The organism is Chryseobacterium sp., from assembly GCF_041914225.1.
Lineage (GTDB): Bacteria > Bacteroidota > Bacteroidia > Flavobacteriales > Weeksellaceae > Chryseobacterium.
The window spans coordinates 1-17,221 of sequence record NZ_JAYSDT010000035.1 but is presented as its reverse complement, the minus strand read 5'-3'; the positions used below and the strand labels follow the sequence as shown (position 1 = coordinate 17,221).

Annotated in this window: 12 protein-coding genes; 6 read left to right on the top strand and 6 right to left on the bottom strand. The window is 37.9% G+C overall.

Annotation, left to right across the window (positions count from 1 at the left end; translation table 11 throughout):
• Nucleotide 1: 1 nt before the first annotated feature.
• Nucleotides 2-775 (top strand): hypothetical protein, encoded by a 774-nt coding sequence (locus ACE3RB_RS14705; protein WP_374464892.1) that lies wholly within the window; start codon nt 2-4, stop codon nt 773-775.
• A gap of 124 nt (nt 776-899) precedes the next feature.
• On the top strand, nt 900-1,616 hold the full coding sequence (locus tag ACE3RB_RS14700) for a hypothetical protein (protein ID WP_374464891.1): 717 nt from the start codon (nt 900-902) through the stop codon (nt 1,614-1,616).
• Nucleotides 1,617-1,785: 169 nt separating this feature from the next.
• On the opposite strand, the gene ACE3RB_RS14695 is transcribed toward ACE3RB_RS14700, so the two are convergent.
• The 3 genes from ACE3RB_RS14695 to ACE3RB_RS14685 form a co-directional block, all read right to left on the bottom strand.
• Complete coding sequence (locus ACE3RB_RS14695; protein WP_374464890.1) at nt 1,786-3,573, bottom strand: endonuclease; 1,788 nt, start codon at nt 3,571-3,573, stop codon at nt 1,786-1,788.
• Between the two features lie 411 nt (nt 3,574-3,984).
• Nucleotides 3,985-4,512 carry a DUF4136 domain-containing protein gene (locus ACE3RB_RS14690; protein ID WP_002977479.1) on the bottom strand — a complete coding sequence of 176 codons (528 nt, stop codon included), beginning with the start codon at nt 4,510-4,512 and terminating at the stop codon, nt 3,985-3,987.
• Between the two features lies 1 nt (nt 4,513).
• A complete protein-coding gene (locus ACE3RB_RS14685; protein WP_047434227.1) occupies nt 4,514-4,696 on the bottom strand; it encodes a DUF5522 domain-containing protein in 183 nt (60 codons plus the stop codon).
• 40 nt (nt 4,697-4,736) lie between these two features.
• On the opposite strand from ACE3RB_RS14685, the gene ACE3RB_RS14680 reads away from it, so the two are divergent.
• The 4 genes from ACE3RB_RS14680 to hemL all read left to right on the top strand — a co-directional run bounded on the left by ACE3RB_RS14680 (nt 4,737) and on the right by hemL (nt 8,676).
• Nucleotides 4,737-5,063, top strand: a complete 327-nt coding sequence (locus ACE3RB_RS14680; RefSeq protein ID WP_374464889.1) for a hypothetical protein — start codon at nt 4,737-4,739, stop codon at nt 5,061-5,063.
• A 267-nt stretch (nt 5,064-5,330) separates the two neighbouring features.
• On the top strand, nt 5,331-6,239 hold the full coding sequence (locus tag ACE3RB_RS14675) for a 1-aminocyclopropane-1-carboxylate deaminase/D-cysteine desulfhydrase (protein WP_374464888.1): 909 nt from the start codon (nt 5,331-5,333) through the stop codon (nt 6,237-6,239).
• A gap of 15 nt (nt 6,240-6,254) precedes the next feature.
• A complete protein-coding gene (locus ACE3RB_RS14670) occupies nt 6,255-7,313 on the top strand; it encodes a glucosaminidase domain-containing protein (RefSeq protein WP_374464887.1) in 1,059 nt (352 codons plus the stop codon).
• A 73-nt stretch (nt 7,314-7,386) separates the two neighbouring features.
• Complete coding sequence (hemL, locus tag ACE3RB_RS14665) at nt 7,387-8,676, top strand: glutamate-1-semialdehyde 2,1-aminomutase (protein WP_374464886.1); 1,290 nt, start codon at nt 7,387-7,389, stop codon at nt 8,674-8,676.
• A gap of 388 nt (nt 8,677-9,064) precedes the next feature.
• On the opposite strand, the gene ACE3RB_RS14660 is transcribed toward hemL, so the two are convergent.
• From ACE3RB_RS14660 to ACE3RB_RS14650, 3 genes are all read right to left on the bottom strand, one after another.
• Nucleotides 9,065-9,610 (bottom strand): hypothetical protein, encoded by a 546-nt coding sequence (locus ACE3RB_RS14660; protein ID WP_374464885.1) that lies wholly within the window; start codon nt 9,608-9,610, stop codon nt 9,065-9,067.
• Between the two features lie 84 nt (nt 9,611-9,694).
• Complete coding sequence (locus tag ACE3RB_RS14655) at nt 9,695-10,654, bottom strand: hypothetical protein (protein ID WP_374464884.1); 960 nt, start codon at nt 10,652-10,654, stop codon at nt 9,695-9,697.
• A gap of 28 nt (nt 10,655-10,682) precedes the next feature.
• Nucleotides 10,683-17,221, bottom strand: a 6,539-nt coding sequence (locus tag ACE3RB_RS14650; protein WP_374464882.1) for an RHS repeat-associated core domain-containing protein, incomplete at its 5' end; no start/stop codon positions are given.

Below are 17,221 nucleotides of genomic sequence, written 5' to 3'. Positions count from 1 at the left end.
TATGATACAACAACCCTATTATATGATCGATTTCAGTGCATCAGCCTGTTTGTTCGAAATAAGGATTAATGATTATCCTGTGATTCATATGAATGTTGAGGGACAGGTTGCCACCAATATTCCGATCAATTTTGCCATATTGAAAAGTGGTGTTCAGACGATATCAGCAACCATTTTACCTAATGTTGGAGATGTACAGCTGCATCCTAAATCAGAACTGAAATTTAATGTCAAACTTTTTGATGTGGCTAATGATTTTGTTTTTGACAAACAGTTCGGAGACTATCATTCAGAGGCTATTGAAGACAAAAAGAAACAGGTTATCAAACATGTTGGCTCCTTTAAAGCAGAAGTTCTTTATCAGCTTTCGGCATGGCAGAACGGGAGAAACCTGCAGGACATTAAAGACGGCAGAAAAAAACTGGAGCAGGCTTATGATCATATATCAAGATTAATAAGGGAAAATAAATTTGAAGATTATAAGAAATCAATTTCCAGAAGGGAAGAAAATATGGCTGCTTCTATGTATCTGTCAAAAGCAGAATCGGAAGAACGCTTTACTGATCTTGTAAAAGATTTCAAGTCCGGATTTAAAATACAGCCTGTTTCCAAAGATGCCGTTATGTTTGTATGTGCAGAGAATAGAGTTGCTTTTTTGAAAAAAGTAAACGGGGAGTCTGCTTTATATCTGGAAAATCCTGAAACAGAAGAAGAACTGATGCTTGATATTTCATTTTATATACCTGAAGGAAAGGAAGAATTTGAAATAATATAAGCGTTTTATATTCATGCAAACAAATAGGAATTTGAAGTTAAAAATGAATAAAAAACGTTTTCCGGATACTTGAATCCTGTTTTTTCTGTTTTATTATTGATAACCGGACACTAACACTAACATTATGAAAAATCTGAAATATGTATTAATACCAGTAATCTGCCTAAGTCTTGTATCATGCGGCCAGCAGAAAAATAAAGAAAGTGAGTCTTTGGTTGAAACAGCAGGAAGTACCCAGACCGAACCATTCAATCTTGCCAAACTGAAAGCAGGACAAAATATCAACGATATTTTAAAATCTGCCGGTGCAACAGAGAAAGAAGCTGTACGAACCAATGAGGTTACCCTTATCGGAAGCGAAAGACTGGCTTTTTCATCAAAAGAATTATTACACTTCAACGGGATAGATCTGGAAGGCAGGAACAATAAAAATACGAATAAGGTCATTTTACATTTCGGAAAAGTAGATCAGGAAATAGGCCCGCTTGCCAATGAAAAAGAAGACGAATTAGGAATGTATCAGCTGGATATCTATACTGAGCAGGAAAAAACGGCACTCTTGGAAAACTTAAACAAAACATTACATAAACCCAGCTTTGATTCTATACACGAAGGTTTTGAATCTGAAGTAAAAGATAATGAGATCATCCAGACTCATAATAAGCTCAGACAAGAGATAGCCATCTGGAGAGACAAAGATATGCTTTACTATTACTGCGAAACAACAGTAGACAACAGGCCGGACGAATACCGCTGTAATCTCTTTGTATTCAGAAATAAAGAATGGAAAGACCTTCTGAAAGGATCCGGATATCCATATCTTGATAAAATCTCTTTATAATATTCGCTTAGCCAGCTCAGCTTGCTGATCCTGCTTTTTTCTTTAAAGTAAAACATTGAAAACTAAATCTCTGCGTTAAAAATTTAATTCACAAAATCTACAAAAGTTTTAAAATAAAAATGCCGGTCTTCTTCAGACCGGCATTTTTTATATGAATTCAGTATTTCAATTATTTCACAAGGAACTGCATTGTCACCTGATCAAGCTTTAAAATATAAATTCCCTGACCAAGATTTCTGGTTTTAATAGAATTTCCATTTCTGAAAGGCTGATCAATTGTCTGAAGAACTTTCCCCTGAAGATTATAAATTTCAGCTTTCTTTACCTTCTGAAGATCTCCTTTTACAAAAATCTCCTGATTGGTAACCGGGTTCGGAGAAATTTTAAAACTGCCAGAAGTGGTTTCTGCAGCCGTATTTTGAACCATTCTTGCACTGGATCCGGAATAGCATGTCCATGAAAGGTCATCAATAGCCACTCTGTTGCTTGTTGAATTGTTAACCAGGCTTACCACTACATTTCCGGAAATATTGATATTGCTGATAGTTGTAGTGACAACGGAAGTGCTGTAAGGGATAGTTCCCACGGTTGTTCCGTTTACTTTTACGTCAAAAGTACCGTTAGTTCCGGTAAACTTAAGTTGTGTAGTTACTGTTAAAGAGCCAATACCATTAGCAGAGCTGCCGGAAGTTAAAGAGCCGTTTCTTACCGTGATCGCTTTATTGTTAATAGTCTGATCCGTTCTTGAATCCGTTGCAGTCCATGAGATACCGCCATTGCTCCATGTTCTGGTAGAATAAGTAGAGCTGGCTGCCGGAATCGTTTCAAAAGTTTCATTGGCACAGCTGGTTGGAGTAGTACTTCCCGCATTGGTTGTACCGGAAACCGTTGAGCTGTTTGATGATGAATTTCCTGCTGCATCCTTCGCTACCACATAAAAGCTGTAAGTTGTAGAAGGAGTAAGTCCTGAAATGGTTGTTGAAGTTGAACTCGTTGTCGTTTGCAGACTTCCGTTCATGTAAACGTTATAAGCTGTTACTCCTACATTATCGGTAGAAGCGTTCCATGCCAGAGAAATACTGCTAGACGTTTTCCCGGAAATAGTTACACCTGTTACTGTAGCCGGCGTTTGGGTGTCACCAGAAGGTTGCTGAGAACCCCAGATAAGATTTACATAATTTGGATTATCAATAAACGGGTTTCTGTTTCCTTGAAAAGTATAAGAGGCATTATTTCTTTTGATCTCAGCCTGGGAAACCGGATCCTGATTATGCCATGCCAGCAACACATTCAGCTCCCATGTCTGTAATCCCGGGAATGTAGAACTTCCTAACATATTTCCTGATGAAAAAGTAGAAAGCTTGCTTTGATAACGGGTTACAAAATAGAAAATCATACGTGCCACATCTCCTTTAAACTCATCAATAGGCTCAAATACCGTTCCCGAATACCCTGAAGAAGCAGATGTTCCAAGTTTTGAACCATTCTGTGAAGTAAAAGAAGCACTTCCTACCTTTCCGAAAGGATAATTGCTTCTCATTCCGTTTACTTTCCCGTCTGTAGCTCTGATAAAGTGAATATCGGCAACCATTGGAGAAGCCTGATTGAAAAGACTTTGAGGAACAATGTGCTCTCTGTTGTAGCAATTTCCTTCAGTAGAATAGGTACCACATTGATCAGATCCCGGAGTATAATTATAAGGGTCAGCACCTGTAGGCTTTTCAGAATAAATGTCCAGAATTGTTCCGTCATTTTCGTAGTCCTTATCGATATCAGTGGTTTTATATCCTGTCCAAAGCCCATTGTAGCCTTTATCGACATGTCCGTTAGTGATAATGTTGCTTAATTCAGTTTTCAGTGCTGCACCACTCAGTCCGTTGGCAGAATTGTAATAACCTGAAGGAGCCTGTGCATGGGCAAGTCCTGCAAATAAAGAAAATAAAATAATTTTTTTCATATTAATTAACATAAGTTTCAGCAAGAATACCACATTTTTGTGAATTAAAAAATTACAAAATCGTTAATTTTAAATGTATTGCATGGAAGAAGTTATAAATATTGATTTTCAAGGTTGTACCTCAGTTTTTAAGATTCGAGATTTCCTTTCTGGATTGGTTCTGGTTATGAATTTCAATATTCAATAGAACCGGGCTTTAGCCCGGTTTAAAAATAAAACGTTTTCCTTGGCTTTAGCTACAACTTAAGTAACAAGGTAATTTTCAACAATCATCTGTGCAAATCCGTGTAATCTGCGGTAAAAACCTCTGCCATTATAATTAAGGACTATTCCCATCAGGAAATTCCAGCTTATAAAACATAAAAAAGCCAGCACAAAAAGTACCGGCTTATATAATGGATGACTTACATTTTATTTTCTTTGTGGCGGATAATTCTTCATAATCTCAGCCATAATTTCTGGGATCTGTCTTTGTTTTGCTTTCGGAGAATCTACAGAAATTCCGCTTCCGATACCCTGCCAAACTAATTTATTGGTTTTTGCATCAATAAGATCAACAATCAATGCTCCTTCATTATAATTTGTTGTCCATGTTCTGTTCATGCCAACTCCCCATCCGAATGGTCCGCCCCATCCCCACATTCCGTAAGGAGAAGACGAGTTGATATCAGTAATCTTTTTATGATTTGCTTTTACGTTGATAATCAGATCAGGATTCTCTCCGGACTGAAGTCCTTTGCTCTGAAGCTGTCTGGACAGTTCATTCAGTACTCTGTCTTTATCAATATCATTCAGTTTTAGATCATCAATTCTTATTTTATAGGTTTTGTAAGAATTGAAATTGGCGGTTTCAGCATAATCGGAACGTACCTGAAAAGGGCTACAAGAAGTTAAGCCTAAAGTAGCAGATGCCAACAAAATAAAAATATATTTTTTCATTTTATTTATTTTTTTTATCACTTTTAATGAATGTATCAGTCTTTTTATCGTACCCGTAAGGACAGTGTCTGCAGCCGCTTTTACAGCAATAGCCTCTTTTCAGATGGAATTTTTCTGTAAAAACCTTGTACCCCTGTTCATTGTAGTAGAAGTCTTCACCTTCTTTGATGTCATAATGGGCCATAAGTTAAATGCTAGTCAAAAAACTTTTTATATTTGTTACTATGATAATTGTATGCCAAAAGCCTTTAAAAAAATTAAAAATTAATGGCATCGCTCTCTTTCCCTTTATCTTCATTAGGAAACCCGAAGATAAGGAAAATAATGTATTGATCAATCACGAAAAAATCCATTTGCGTCAACAATTGGAAATGCTCATCATTTTCTTTTACATCCTCTATGTTATTGAATACTATTATTGGTTCTTCAAACTTAAGGACGGCTATCTGGCTTACAGAAGAATCTCTTTTGAAAGGGAAGCCTATGCCAATGAAAATAACCTGAATTATCTCAGAAAAAGAAAATTCTGGAGCTTCAGGAGATATCTTTAATTGCATGATGCATGGGAGTTCCGGGTTACGAGATTCGGGTTGTGGGTTCTAGCTTCTGGCTTCAATATTATTATCTATAATTCAATAGGAACGGGCTTTAGCCCGTTTATCAAAAAAAAACAAATTCATCCGGCTTTAGCCAAAACTTAAAAGGCATCAAATAACCATCTGTGAAAATCCGTGTTATCTGTGGGAAAAAAGAAAACTCACACAACAATAAATCTTTTCCTACTTTTGTAAAGAATAAACCTGAGTTGTAAAACTGAAATGCTATTAAAACCTCCCACAAAACCTGTTCCTATCCAGGAAATTCCCATTCAGAAAAATATTAGGCTTTTCATTAAAAGGGAAGATCAGATTCATCCGCTGATTTCAGGCAACAAATACTGGAAGCTGTTTCACAATGTCAATAACTATCTTGAAAAAAATCAGGGAAACTCTTATATTATTACTTTCGGAGGCGCCTTTTCCAATCATATTGCAGCGGTTTCAGCCGTAGGGAACCTGGCAGGTATTCCAACATTGGGAATAATCAGAGGAGAAGAACTGCAGCATAAATGGCGGGATAATCCAACCTTACTTTTCGCAAAAAGAAATGGAATGAACCTGAAATTTGTCACCCGGGAAGAATACCGTCACAAAGAAAAACTGACGGAATTCCTTCAGCAGGAGTTCCCGGAAGCATTAATCATTCCTGAAGGAGGAACCAATGAAGAGGCTGTGGCAGGAGTGAAAATGATGCTCAACGAACAAACAAAAGATTTTGACTATCTTTGCACCGCAGTCGGAACCGGAGGAACCATTGCAGGAATTTCAAAATTTTGTGAAGAGAATCAGAAAGTTATAGGATTTAAAGCCGTTGACGATGCTTCACTCGAAAATAAAATTTTTGAATTAACTTTGAAACAGAATTTTAATCTAATAGATTCATGTTTTGGAGGTTATGGTAAAATAAATGACGGAAACGTCCGTTTTATCAATGATTTCAAAGAGAGGTACGGTATTCCTTTGGAGCCGGTATATACAGGAAAGATGATGGAGAAGATTTTTGATTTGATCGAAGAAGGGTATTTTCCTGAAAACAGTAAGATTTTGTGCTTTCACACTGGTGGATTGCAGGGAATTGAAGGAGCAAATCTGCTGTTGGAAAAACAGAATAGAAATTTAATTATATAAGTAAAATTGAAAAACATGAAAAGACTTTTCCTATCCATAAGCCTTTTAGTTTTATCAAAATTTTCAGCCCAGACTTGGGCAACCGAAGATCAGTATATTCAGAAGTTTGCTAAATATGCCGTAGAAGAAATGGAAAAATATAAAATTCCGGCTTCTATTACCCTTGCCCAGGGATTACTGGAAACCGGGGGCGGGCAGAGCAGACTGGCACTGGAAGGTAAAAACCACTTCGGTATAAAATGTAAAGAAGACTGGACCGGTAAAACGATGAAACATACCGATGATGCACCTAACGAATGCTTCCGTGTGTATGAAGATCCAAGACAGTCTTATGAAGACCATTCCATATTTTTATCCACCAGAAAATACTATGCAAACCTTTTCAAGCTGGATATGAAAGATTACAGAGCATGGGCGTACGGTTTGAAAAAAGCAGGCTATGCTACCAATCCCCGTTATGCTTCAATTCTTATCACTAAAATTGAAAAGTACAGACTATACGAATATGACAATACGAACTCCAATGAAGTATTGTACGCTGTTCTGAAAATGTATCCGGACCTGAAGGATGACAGAACGTTCATGGCACAACTGGACCCTTCAAAAGCAGTTAAAAAAGCTAAAGAACCGGTTACTGTAGAAGTACCTTACAAGCAGACTTCGTATGCGCAGCAGCAAAAAAGAGTGGAAAGAATCAAAACGAAAGCTGAAATTCTTAATTCCATTCTTATCAAAAGCCATCCGAATGACGGTCTGAAATATATTATCATTCCTGAAGATACCGATGTGAAATTCATTGCCAATAAATTCAAAGTCAGCGAAAGCAGGCTGATGAAGTGGAATGAACTGGAAAGTGAAACTTTAAAGAAAAATGACATCGTTTTCCTTGAATCTAAAAATTCTACAGGAAATACAGCTACTTATAAAGCCGAATACGGAGAAGATATGCATGATATCGCCCAGAAATTCGGAATCAAGTTAAATAAATTATATGCTAAAAACAGAATGGATGAAGGACAGCAGCCATCTGCAGGACAGCTTATTTATTTAATAGATAAAAAACCACGAAACTAATTTAATTTTTTGTTGAGAGACTACCGTTGACAGTATATGCCAACCCGCAGCTGTCAACACCAACTAAATATATATGAAGTATCAGAGAAGTTCTGCTTTATTTGATGAAGCCTACAAATACATTCCAGGAGGGGTAAACTCTCCGGTAAGAGCATTCAAATCCGTAGGAGGAGTGCCCGTTTTCATGAAATCGGCAAAAGGTGCTTACCTTACCGATGCAGATGACAATACTTACATCGATTATATTAGCTCATGGGGCCCGGCCATTTTAGGACATACACATCCTGAAGTACTGGAAGAACTGAAGATACAGGCAGAGAAAGGATTCTCTTTTGGTGCACCTACCGAACTGGAAACAGAAATTGCAAAATTCATCATCGAAAATGTCCCGAATATAGACCAGATCAGAATGGTTTCTTCAGGAACGGAAGCGTGTATGAGTGCCATCAGACTGGCAAGAGGATACACAGGAAGAGACAAAATCGTAAAATTTGAAGGCTGCTATCACGGGCATTCAGATTCATTCCTGATTAAAGCAGGAAGTGGCGCCGCTACATTCGGAAATCCAAATTCTCCGGGAGTAACAGCCGGAACCGCCAAAGATACATTACTGGCACGTTACAATGATTTTGAACAGGTCGAGGATTTATTCCGTCACAATCAGGGAGAAATTGCAGCGGTAATTATAGAGCCGGTTGCCGGAAATATGGGATGCGTACTGCCTGAAAACGACTTTTTACAAAACCTTAGAAAGATCTGTGATGAAAACGGAGCTTTATTAATCTTTGATGAGGTAATGACCGGTTTCAGATTAGCATTCGGAGGAGCTCAGGAGCTATTCAACGTAAAAGCAGATTTAGTGACTTACGGAAAAGTAATCGGAGGAGGACTTCCGGTAGGAGCTTTCGCAGGAAGAAATGAAATTATGGACCACCTTGCACCAAAAGGAGGAGTTTACCAGGCTGGGACGTTAAGTGGAAATCCTTTGGCCATGAGGGCCGGATTAAAAACCCTTCAGCTTATTAAAAACGATCCTGAATTTTTCAGCAGATTAGAGAAGACGACTGAAACATTAGATTTTGAAATAGGGAAAATTCTGAATGAAAAAGGAATTGCCCATAAAATCAACAGAAAAGGTTCTATGATGTCTGTATTCTTCCATATCAACAGAGTTTCTAATTTTGATGAGGCTCAGGAAGCTAATCATTCTTTGTTTAATAACTTCTTTCACCAGATGCTTCAGAATGGAGTATATTTACCGCCAAGCGGTTATGAAACCTACTTCATCAGTGATGCCATCAAGGAGAAAGAAATTGATATGACCCTGGAAGCAGTAAGAAAATTTGAATATTCAAATAAATAAATATAAGACCGGATTTTTGATCCGGTTTTTTTGTGCACAATGATTCAGGAACTTGGGTAAATAAAAATATGCACTTAAGCTTGTCACTCCACAGGAGTCTCTGCAACGTAGACAGTATAACCTGGATTCCTGCGGTACTAAACATAACAAAACAAAATAATTGATTATCAGTTAATTGTATTTATTTAAAAACAAAATGCGTCAATATTTGTGTCAATTATAAAGAAAACTATAATATATCTTATTTTACTGGACTAACTCATATTTTCTGTATTGGCAAATTCATTATGAAATAACAAAAGCAGGAAAACTCCTGCTCTTGCTTCTAAAGATGACTGAATCAAATATCTTAAAGTCAACATTCTCAATATGCCTTGCGATAATAAGTTTAAAAATTTTGATATTGTATGTCAGATTTGCTTTTCTCTTTGTCATAGGGAATTCCATTCTTTGCTCCACATAGATAAATACCAAAATCTGTATCTACTTCTATTTCACAATCAAAATTTTCAGATTCATCCATAAATTTTTCAAAAGATTCTATTACGGGCTTTAATTTGGTAGTATATTTTACTTCTCCGTAATATATAGGTCCTGAACGCCCAAAATCTGCAAAAAAAGTTAATCCGGTTAGTTTGTCTTTTAAATGGTAACTAAATCCTTCAAATAAAATAAAACGAGGTTTACCAAAGTACCCCCATAAACGGGACAAAAAATCACCTATTGGGGCAGATTGATTTCTTATTTCGCCGTACTGAATTTTATCATATTGTAAATCTTCCTGTGGGTCTTTAGCAACCTCAAATCTATTTTTTATGTTCATTACTTTTTGTTGTGCTTTAAGTTGTTGTATTGAAAATGGGAAAAAGAGTATTATTAAAAAGAATAATATAGGAAATGTCCTTTTTGTTATTTTATTGTAATTATTGATCATTGTAGAAGTTAATTTGTTGTTATCTAACGGAAAATAAACAAAAGCAGGAAGCTCCTGCTTTTGCTTTTGTTTAATGATTGAAAATTACTCCTCAGGATTAAAAGTTTCTTCTATAAATCTTATATACTCCTTTGTTGTATGATACAGCATATCATAATAATAATAGGCATGACGTTTATAATCGTTATTAAACTCATCAGTATTATATAGCCTTACAGATCCGTCACCCAAAAACTCTTTTCTTGTACCATCGTCTGTTAGCATTTCTATTTCACTAATATCCTGTCTTGTTTTTGTTCCAAAATAACCAGTAAAACTAAACGTTGGAGGATTAAAATGTGGATGTACAAATTTTTCAAAAGTAACTATTCTTTTTATCTTTTTAGCATCTATCTTTTCAAAGATAATAAGTTCGTATTCTGGTGTTTCCCACCAGCCCTTTCTGAAATTAATTTTACATGACTGATAATCTGTTTCAATGCCTATAAAATATTTTCCTTTGAAGGGTCTGTATTTCATAATGGTTTTTCCAGAAACAATTTTCTCAGAAAACTCTGCAAATTTCAAATCCAATAAAGCCTGATAATATAGTATCCATCCCTTTACATTAAAGAAAGGACCATTGACTAATACATTGTATAGCTTCGCTTCGCTTACAATCTTATCCTCAAAACAATTAAACTGACTTATTTTCTGATAGTTCTCTTCCTCTTTTGCGTTTGCCCAAAATATTTCCTTTGAAAAGTTCTCCTTTTCAGATGTTATTTTGTTTAATAGCCTAGTCGTCCTATGGGTATGGTCACTGAACCCACTTAGAGAATTTTTGAATTTAACAGTATCATAATCCACAAAAAATATAAGATGAGATAACCTCTCTTTCAAAAATTCAATATGATCATTTAGGTCTCCATATGAAATTCTGGGGTCTAAAATATCCAAAAATAGGCTACTCCCTAAAGCTGTATTTTGGTTTTTAAGAATATACTCCAAGGTTTGATCTGCAAATCTTTTCTCATCTAATTTTATATGAGCAAACTTGTTCATTATTTAATGATATATTTAATTAATATGACTATGGTAATGCCCAGGCTCCACAGGCTCCACATTCCCATGTAGCAACTCCCATCACCACTTTATACATAATATATGCGGCTGTAGTTATAATAGCTGCATTACGGACATCTTTGACATCAACTACAGGCTGTCTTTGTCTTTCAGGAGATTTACAGTTCAGGCAGTTATAGTAAATCATCCCGTCTCGTCCTATAGGAACCGTATAGCTAAACTGATATCCTGTTTTGTAATCTATTTGGACTGTTCCATTAATTGGAGGTACGGGAGCTCCCTGAGATGATCCTACATAAAATTTTTCATTTTTTAACATTGTAAGTGCATCTGCATATACCTGGTTTTGGTTTTGTCCTTTTAGTGACAATGAGGAGTCTAAAAAGTGACTCATCGGTTTAAGTTCCCATACGGCATTAATCCCATTATTCATGTAATGTAAATCCGGTCTTAAATTAAGATCCCATTTCCAAATATTCTGGCTTTTTTCAGGAAACCAGTTTTTCTGTAGTATACGATCATTTTTAAAATAATCAGCCATTGCCCTGTGTGCATACACACCCATTGCTTGGGGTGTCAAATCAAATACTCCCTCACCTTCAAGATTATAATCCGGCGAGACAATATATTTATAGGCATTAGTAACTCCGTTTGTGGACGTGATATTATTAGTAAATAAATTCCCAGAGTAAGAAATTCCTCCAATGGCTCCACCTAAGAAATTCCCTCCTGTAAACGCTGAGTTGAGTCCTCCTGAGATAATACCTGGTAAAGCAAACTTAATAGCTCCGGGATTACTAGTGATCGTACCCAATGCCCCTGAGATAGCTGCTCCACCGATGGCACCTCCCAACACGGCACTCCATGTTCTCTGCCAGTCCCATTTTACAGGGTTCCAGTTTCCACCATTGGCAGCCACACCGTTTAAGTATCCTCCAACAAAAGCTCCAATAATCCACTGTAAGAACTCTCCGCTAGGGTCATTATACATCAGCGGATTATTCATCACATACCCGTACTTATTATAGTTTTGGGTATTGGTAGGGTCCTGGATATTTTCATCCGCATTTAAGAACCTTCTTAATAAGGGATCATACAGCCTGCCATTCATGTGAATAATGCCTACTCCCATAAAGTGCTCATGTCCTGTATAGCCACGATCAATAATAAGCGAAGTTTCAGCAATAGCTGCTTTATCTGTAAGTACAGGTGCATTTCCTATCTTCAGGTGGGTAATATTACCCCATGCATCATAGTGTCTCTGTTCCAGCCTGTTTCCAGTCTGGTCAGTTACCGCCAGAATACTTCCTAGATAATCTTTATGCAAAAATTTATAAGAACCGCTGCTCTGTTCAAAGTTTTTCAAATATACAATATCAGATTCATATGGACTGCCTCCAATGTATAAAATATGCTTTTCCTGAGCCGACATAAGATCTTTTACCACTTCAAAACTACCATCCTCACTGTAAAATTTGGTATAGGTATCTTCCCATATTGGATTCTTTGCATTCTGTGTTAAAGAAGAGATATCAATCCTTTGTCTCATGTTTCCCAACCCGTATTCAAAACTGATACGCGATTTTTCTCCATTGATCTGGACTGGATCATTATTCTCATTATACACAACGGTCTGGATCAGGTCACCAGTATAGTTCTGTACCCCCGCAGTATTAAGAGTCATTCCTGTAGGGCGGTAAATTTTGGCTGAGTTATCAAACTTGATTTCCCCTACCTGATCATTTTGTTTGATTCTCCCTTTTTCATCATAGATATTTTTAGAGAGCTGGCCTGTTACAGGATTGGTCCAGTTCAAAAGCCTGTTATTATCGTCATAATTAAAGGATTCAATGATATTAAAGTCTCCTAAAGTCTTTCTGGATTTCAGCTCATTTCTGATAGCATCAAAGCCATACTGTATGTTCAGTACTGTCTGTTGGGGAGAAATATGCTTTATTTCAGTAAGCATTCCCGTGGCATCATTGTAGGTGTTGGTAATCACAGAAGCTCCTAGTGTAGCCTGTTTTACCTGTCCCTTTGCATTAGTTTCCTGAAGCTGCCAAAGCACCTTGTCATTTTGCTGGTCCTTAATTTGGTAAAGCTCTCCGTTCCAGTCATTGTAAATATTCTCTATATGAGCCTCGGTAACCATACCTGAAGAAGAGAGCTGTTTTACATAGGAAATTTCCCTTCCTTTATCATCATAGGTAATTCCTTTATTGACGTAGGTTCTTCCATTGTTATTCTCAATAGCAGAAACAACTCTTCCATAAGGATCATACTCATATTCCGTACTGTATGGAATCCCGTTTGCCGTACCCGATTTTTTGGTAAGCAAACCTTTCGTGTTATAAGCGAATGTAATGAGCTTATTTGTGGCTGTACCCCCATCAGCAGTAGAAAATTCCTTCTGAGAAATGAGCTGCCCCAGATTATTGTAAGAAAATTCCTTGGTTCCTTTAGGGCTGGTTGTCTTTTTCGCTTGTCCTAATCCGTCATATTCATATTTATACAGTCCGTTGGAAGGATCGTTAAATTCTGATTTCCTTCCCCAATGGTCATAAACTGTACTTACTGTGTTTTCAGCATACTGTGCCTTTACCTGTTCTCCGGCTGCATTATATGAAAACTTTACGGTTCCTCCCTTATCGGTGGAAGAGATTGTATTTCCTAAAGCATCTAATGTTTTGGAGATGGTTCTTCCGTAATCAGCAGTAGCGGTCTCCTTTACTGTTGTTGTGAACCCTGAGACGCTGGTTTCTGTCTGTTTCCCTGTAAATGCTGTAGCCGTTACTTTGGCAGGGTATACAGAATCATCATAGACAATAGTATTCCACTTACTGGCGCTTTGCCCCTCGAAATACGGTTCAGACTCTTTTGTTTTCCTTCCCAGAATATCATACTGGGTTTCCTTGGAAACATATTGTCCCTGCCCAAAAGCCTTAGTGGTTACCTTGTATACCTGTCCCAGCTTGTTGGTTAATGCTTTGGAGATATTTCCGTCCGCTTCGATTGTCGTAACAGTAACATTATCGTTTGCATCCCTGTCATAGGTATACACTGTTTTTCCCAAAAGGCTGTTTTCTGTAAGCAGAAGTTTTCCCCAATTATCATAGCTGCTCTTAACCGTATTTCCCAGAGGATCGGTCTCTGTAAGCACCTGCCCAATTGCGGTGTAAGTGATCTGGGTAGAGAGTCCCAGGTGATCTGTTCTCTTAATGACAAACCTTCCTGTAGGGTCATACTGTGAGCTGGTGGTACGCACCTGTGAATCTACACTGTTGGATAGTGTTTTTCCGGTGATGTTTCCAAATCCGTCATAAGCGTAGGTTTCAAGAAGGTATCCTGTATTATCCCTGTTCCATTTCTTAAAGGTCTTTATATGGTTATTTTCATACGTATATTCCTGTTTTCCCAACTGGCTGTCTCCGTAAGCCTGCTGGGTTTCTGTTTTAGATTTCAGACGGCCTATATAATACCCACTGCCATTGCCGGAAGGGTTATGATCATAAGCAAATACAGAAGTAGTAATTCCATAGGTATCATTAACCTTGGAATCTATTTTCAGCGGAAGATAATACTGTTCATAGATGATATTGTCTTCTTTAACCGTTCCGGTTAAGAAATCTTTCACTCTGGTTCTGGCTGGTAAAATGGCTGTCACCACCTTTGCTTTATCGGCATCAGGAACAGAAGTTACCTGCTGTCCGTTCAGGTGTTTAATAGTCTGGTAAACTGTCGATTTTAAGCTCAGAAGCTGGGTGTTATTTTCCGAAACATCCACCGGGAAAATATTTGCTTCATTAGCAGTCCTGATGGACCATTCTTTCACAGGAACCCCATCATTGAGCGGATCTGTTTCTACCCCTGTCCAAATCTTTGTATTTTCAAATCCATCAGCATACCAGGAGGAGCGTGCCATTTTTCTAAAGCCTGTAAGTCCTCTCCCCAGAATATTAGAAGCAAGCCCCCTGTACCTGAAATCCTGCTTTAACTTTTTGTCTGTTGTAGTACTTTGCGTCAGCTGGGAAACTACATACATTCCTGTAGACTGGTTAATCTCTACAAAAGGGTAGCTGAGCTGAGAAACATTGTCATATAATCCCGGATTGATACTTTTGTCCAGCTGTTTATAGGCAATATCTGTAGTGATTCCTCCCTGTGATATACTCTTTATTCTTCCAGCCTTTGCAATATCATAATATTCATGGGATATAAGACGCTGCTGGTCTCCAAGATCACTGCCATACCCCACAGCAGAACCCAGCGCCACTTTTCTAAGCATTGCTCCGGTCCACTGGTCAACCGGCAAGCCTATCAGATCCCTGGAATTAACGCCCACTTCAGCATTAACGCCATTGTTGTCAAGATAAAGCGTATAGTAGCCAACATCATAAAGGTAAACCCCATGTGAGAACTGATTTTCTGTAGTACCGTAACCACCTGTAGCAGAATAAATGGCCGTCTGAACATCAATACCTGTTAGATACTTGGCTGCATTATTGTTATCCTGTACAGAGGCTAAACTATAATACCTCGATGATTTAACTGAAATAACCTCCGCCTTTCCGTCATTGTTAATATCATAAGCGGCAAAAGTCCGTGGGTTGTGGATTGTGAAATAGGCACCATGTTGGTCCAGAAATCTTTCTGTGGGGGCTTTAAAGAGCACCTTTTCATAAGTAAAACCATTTCCTTTTGAAATATATTTATGCCAATATTCGGAAGTATTACTCTCAGGTAGCATCAGATCACTCAGACCGTCCCCATTAAGATCTCCCACAACTCCTTTAGCCCAAATGCCCTGAAGAGTTTCATTGTTGGCTGGATTAAACGGAGCGATGAAAGATTCATACTGTCCCTGGGAATTCTTTTTAAAAGTAATCAGTACAGGTTTCAAGTCCTGGCTTAGTTTCAGAAAGTCAAATACGCCGTCTCCGTCAAAGTCTCCCCCTTTGTAAAGGGTAAAGACATCCTTATCCATTTTATCATAATCAGGATAAAGCTCCAGCGGGTAATACCAGCCGTTACCCTGGACAGATTCATCAGGGTCCACTACATAATATCTCATCATGCTGGTGCATTCTCTCGGAAGTCTGTTAACAGGGTTTATATCTATAGGATGACACTCCCTGTCACTGAGTAGTATAACAAGCTCACTGAGCCCATCCCCGTTGAAATCTACAGCATTCATCCCTTTTACCGTAGTGACAATCCCGTTACCTATGGTTCCGGTGGTATAATCATAATCAGCAGCCGGTATGGTTTTGGTAAAATCCAGCACCAGGCTATTTCCTGAAAAGCTGTAAAAAGAAAACTGTAAATCTTTTGGGGTGGTGGTAGTAGTACCCGGAATTACTTTAAACCCTACAATTCCCTGCCTGTCGCGGATAACGCCTGACTTTTTTGTATTAACCGGTATAAAATCTTTCAATCCCTGCAGGGTACTGTTAATAAATATGGGATTCTCCGTAGTATAGGTAACGGAATAAAAATTTTTGTAAAGATATATTCCTGGCTGTGGAATTCTGGGAGAAGCTTGGGAATGGTATCTTAACAGGTCAAGATTGCCATCACCGTCAAAATCTCCCACTACATCATAATCCTTTTTAGGTTTTAAGGCTGTACTTATCGTAGAGGGCAATGAATCTGGTTCTCCTGACTTTTCATAAGTAAAAACTACCGGGTTGGCTTCTTCATTTTGACCGTTTGAAATGATTATCTTATCCACGTATCGGTATGAAGTGCCCTGAACATCTTTCTTATAAAAAATAGCGTATTTTTTGTACTGCTGCCCACCTGTAGAAACTACGACAGATTCCAGGAGCTTTGTCTGTTTATATTCAACGCCTTTGATGTAGGCGGTTTCACTTCTGGGCCTTGCCATAAAATTAAAATCTATAGCATTTACTCCCTGAGTACCCTGAGCTTCATTGCCGCCCCAGCTTATCTTTGTGATCACTGAGACATTATCAGCCAACGTATAGCTGTAATTGATATAATTTCCGTCAGTATCCTTTGCTTTTACAATATGATAGTCTATAGGCGTTCTCCCCTGGCTGTTTCCGGGGGCTGTTGCCCCGTACCACGACATAGAACCATCAGGAGAAGTTACTTCCCAATACTCAGGTCCCTGCCAGCTTTGCCCGGTAATTGTTCCTACAGATTTAATTTTAATATTGGAATATTTCTCTGTGACATATTCTGCTCCATCTTTGCCATATTCCCCGGATTTTAAAATTAACCTTTGCCCGTTAAAACTGTAATAATCTGAATAATCAAGCTGTACTCCTTTGGTAATACCGTCTTTTTCAAGGTTTTTTCCAACCCTGGAAATAGAAGAAAGACCTGTAATATTCCAGCCATAGCCTGCCAGCCCGTTTCCTCCACCACTTACATAGACAAGACTAATGCCGGGAGACATATTTTTAACACCCGGAGGAAGATCTATAGGAAGCGTATACTGAAGCTGTCCTGCACCCGTAACATCTATATTTCCTTTGGTATCATGAAATTTCGGAGCTGAGGTCTGAGAAAAACAGAATA

Bases quoted from the DNA above. Each gene is read 5' to 3' on its own strand.
- ACE3RB_RS14705 (WP_374464892.1), top strand. From the start codon at position 2: ATGATACAACAACCCTATTATATGATCGATTTCAGTGCATCAGCCTGT.
- ACE3RB_RS14700 (WP_374464891.1), top strand. From the start codon at position 900: ATGAAAAATCTGAAATATGTATTAATACCAGTAATCTGCCTAAGTCTT.
- ACE3RB_RS14695 (WP_374464890.1), bottom strand. From the start codon at position 3,573: ATGAAAAAAATTATTTTATTTTCTTTATTTGCAGGACTTGCCCATGCA.
- ACE3RB_RS14690 (WP_002977479.1), bottom strand. From the start codon at position 4,512: ATGAAAAAATATATTTTTATTTTGTTGGCATCTGCTACTTTAGGCTTA.
- ACE3RB_RS14685 (WP_047434227.1), bottom strand. From the start codon at position 4,696: ATGGCCCATTATGACATCAAAGAAGGTGAAGACTTCTACTACAATGAA.
- ACE3RB_RS14680 (WP_374464889.1), top strand. From the start codon at position 4,737: ATGATAATTGTATGCCAAAAGCCTTTAAAAAAATTAAAAATTAATGGC.
- ACE3RB_RS14675 (WP_374464888.1), top strand. From the start codon at position 5,331: ATGCTATTAAAACCTCCCACAAAACCTGTTCCTATCCAGGAAATTCCC.
- ACE3RB_RS14670 (WP_374464887.1), top strand. From the start codon at position 6,255: ATGAAAAGACTTTTCCTATCCATAAGCCTTTTAGTTTTATCAAAATTT.
- hemL (WP_374464886.1), top strand. From the start codon at position 7,387: ATGAAGTATCAGAGAAGTTCTGCTTTATTTGATGAAGCCTACAAATAC.
- ACE3RB_RS14660 (WP_374464885.1), bottom strand. From the start codon at position 9,610: ATGATCAATAATTACAATAAAATAACAAAAAGGACATTTCCTATATTA.
- ACE3RB_RS14655 (WP_374464884.1), bottom strand. From the start codon at position 10,654: ATGAACAAGTTTGCTCATATAAAATTAGATGAGAAAAGATTTGCAGAT.